Origin of the sequence: Croceibacterium mercuriale (assembly GCF_000802385.1) — a bacterium.
In the GTDB taxonomy this organism is placed as follows: Bacteria; Pseudomonadota; Alphaproteobacteria; order Sphingomonadales; family Sphingomonadaceae; genus Croceibacterium; species Croceibacterium mercuriale.
Window position 1 is genome coordinate 1 of sequence record NZ_JTDN01000007.1, and the last position, 2,760, is coordinate 2,760.

Annotated in this window: 4 protein-coding genes; all 4 read left to right on the top strand. The window is 67.1% G+C overall.

The window, feature by feature from the left end; genetic code table 11:
- Window positions 1-38: 38 nt before the first annotated feature.
- The 4 genes from PK98_RS15760 (at window position 39) to PK98_RS15775 (ending at window position 2,172) form a co-directional block, all read left to right on the top strand.
- Window positions 39-572, top strand: coding sequence for a DUF736 domain-containing protein (locus PK98_RS15760; protein ID WP_039098029.1), 534 nt, complete (start codon window positions 39-41; stop codon window positions 570-572).
- Between the two features lie 171 nt (window positions 573-743).
- The gene (locus PK98_RS15765; protein WP_039098030.1) at window positions 744-1,259 is read left to right on the top strand and encodes a hypothetical protein; all 516 of its coding nucleotides are present in this window, start codon (window positions 744-746) and stop codon (window positions 1,257-1,259) included.
- On the top strand, window positions 1,256-1,585 hold the full coding sequence (locus tag PK98_RS15770) for a hypothetical protein (protein WP_039098031.1): 330 nt from the start codon (window positions 1,256-1,258) through the stop codon (window positions 1,583-1,585). The genes PK98_RS15765 and PK98_RS15770 overlap by 4 nt, the downstream gene beginning before the upstream one ends.
- A 209-nt stretch (window positions 1,586-1,794) precedes the next feature.
- Complete coding sequence (locus tag PK98_RS15775) at window positions 1,795-2,172, top strand: hypothetical protein (RefSeq protein WP_039098032.1); 378 nt, start codon at window positions 1,795-1,797, stop codon at window positions 2,170-2,172.
- The last annotated feature ends 588 nt before the right edge of the window (window positions 2,173-2,760 follow it).

Below are 2,760 nucleotides of genomic sequence, written 5' to 3' on the forward strand. Positions count from 1 at the left end.
CCGGACAATGGGTTCGGACGCATCAGGAGCCTTCCACCATGAACATCGGCAACCTCAAGCTCGACCCGCAGACCAGCGCCCCCGTCGGCCGCATCGCCACCATGAACTTCAGCGCCGTGATCGCGCTGCAGGAGGTCCGCTCCAACAACAGCAAAGCACCGGCCTTCGACGTCCTGGCGCTGTCGAGCGATCGCCGCACCTGGCTGAAGATCGGCGCGTTGTGGGAGTTCACCGCCAACGACACCGGCGTGAGTTTCTACTCGGGCCGGATCGACGATCCCTCGATGCCGAAGCCGCTGGATATCGCCGCCTTCCGCCAGGATGACGGCTCGTTCAACGTCGCCTGGCGCCGCCCGAAGCAGCGGGTCGAGACCCCGAAGCCGGGTACGGTTCCGACCGAGGACGCGCTGCCCGCGCTGCCGGGTGCCGAAGGCACCGAGAGCGGCGACGGCATCCCCGAGGGCACGCCGGTGTCCAAGGTCGCTGATGGCGACGATGGCCTCGGCGACAGCACCGCTCCCGCACCAGCACCGCGCAGCCGCGCCCGTCAGCCGGAAACCGCCGACGCCTGATCCACACCGCTTGGCAGCGCAAAACGACGATCCCTGAAGACCGCGCTGCCAACCCTGACCCGCCCGGCTGACCCACCGGGCGGGTCTCTTTTTGCGCCGTGCTCCTGCGGCCCGGCTCCCGCCGGGGAGAGAAGGGGGAGGGCGATGTGCGGTTTACTCAGGAGATCAAAGATGCCCCGCTTTTCCCACTTCGCAGACCTCGACGGCGCCCCCAGCGGGGAGCGTTGCGCTCAGGTCGGCCGCACCTCCAACTTCGCCGCGATCAACCGGCTCGAAGCCAACATCTATGTCGCCGCGCTGATCGCCACCTATGGCGCGCCGCCTGCCGGCGTGCGCGTCCGCGTGGTCAGCAACCATCACGATTTCGGGACCTACCGCACGGTAGCGCTCGAGCTCGATGACAGCTTGACCGAGGAAGAGGCGACCGCCGCGCTGGATTACGCTCAGGAAGCCGAGAACGGCGTTGAGCGCTGGCTGCACGCCGGCTTCACCCCGCCGATCGAGTATGGCCCGAACGGCACGACCAGGCTAATCGCCAGCACGGTCGAAGACGCCGTGCGGGGCGCGCTGCAGACGACACGGCCAACGCCAAAGGGTGCGTTCTTCCCGGCATCGTCCGAAACCCTGCACACGAACCTGCGCGCCGCATGGCCGGAGATCGATGTGCCGGGAGCGATCGCCGCATGAGCGCGATTGAGATCATCACGGCGCGCAGCTCGCAACTGCTACGGATGCGCGCCGCCCGCGATCACACGACGGCGAACCTCGCCACAATCAGACAGCGGCTTGCGCAGACCGCCGAGCGCCGGACGCGCGCCGCAACCGATCTCCCGCCAAGCCACCGGCGACATTCAAGCGACTGGACCAAACGGCACGAGGCACGCTTCCAGCGGATCCTCAGCGAACTGACCAGCGAAGCACGCCACGAACTCGGCGCGCTGGAAGCCAAGCTGAAGCGGCAGACCGCCGCCATCGCCTGTCACCATCTGCGGCACGCCCGGCACAAGGCCTGAGCCTGCCGCAAGCGCATGATCCGCTCCGCCCGGGCGGATAGCTACCGGCTACCCACTGGCTATCCAATTGGTAGCCGGCGGGTAGCCATGCGGATGAACAAGCTGGCACGCTCACCTGTCCACGCCGGAAGCAAGTGGAGGGGGAGAGGAAAGGGCGGTCGTCCGCGTCGACAGGCGCCGGAGCGGCCGATCCAGAAAAGGACCTCGCCATGACACCGCCCAACCCGCCCGAGCTTACGCCCACCCAGGCCGAGGCCGCAGGCTTTCGCACGTTTAATGAATGCCCGCACCTTGCCATCAGCATTCCGAATGGCGGCTGCACTATCACCACCCGCGACCATGCCGGCAGAGCCGTGACGTTCCACTTCGGTGTCTATCGCGAGGGCGGGCCGCCTACGTTCCTGGACATCCAATTCCATGATAGTGGGTCCACAGTGCCAGATGGCGCCGGCAAGCCGGCGCCGATCTTCGACATGCTGACCATCAGCAAGGGCGGTGCCCACCACTATGACAGCCGCCAACTGCCGCATGACAAGCGCCCGTCCATCGCCTGCATCCTGCTGGAGCCGCTGAGCCCACAACGCTGATGCTTGAGCTGCAAGGCTTTGGAAGCGGCCGTCCATTCTATCGCGGAGCTGATCCGGTCAGATCTTCAGGATATTCCGAAGTGGCGGGGCATCTTCGCGCATTGATTGCCGCCTCCCGCTGACGCGGGATCGCGCTCTATGGTGCAATCGCCGGCCTTCGGCCGCTCCTGCACCACCGAGCCCCGCAAGCGGGTCTCGGCCCTGGCGGGTGACGATCGCTGGCGGGGCAGCCGGCAGCGCCAGCCATCTTCCACGGCACAAGAAGCAATGGACCGGACACGCTGAAGAACACGCGCTCGCCCGAAGGGGCGGCGCGGATGCGCGCAGTTCGCGCGCGCCGGGCCGAAGGGCCCGGGAGGAGAGGGGGATGGAGGAGGATGATCCGGACAATGGGTTCGGACGCATCAGGAGCCTTCCACCATGAACATCGGCAACCTCAAGCTCGACCCGCAGACCAGCGCCCCCGTCGGCCGCATCGCCACCATGAACTTCAGCGCCGTGATCGCGCTGCAGGAGGTCCGCTCCAACAACAGCAAAGCACCGGCCTTCGACGTCCTGGCGCTGTCGAGCGATCGCCGCACCTGGCTG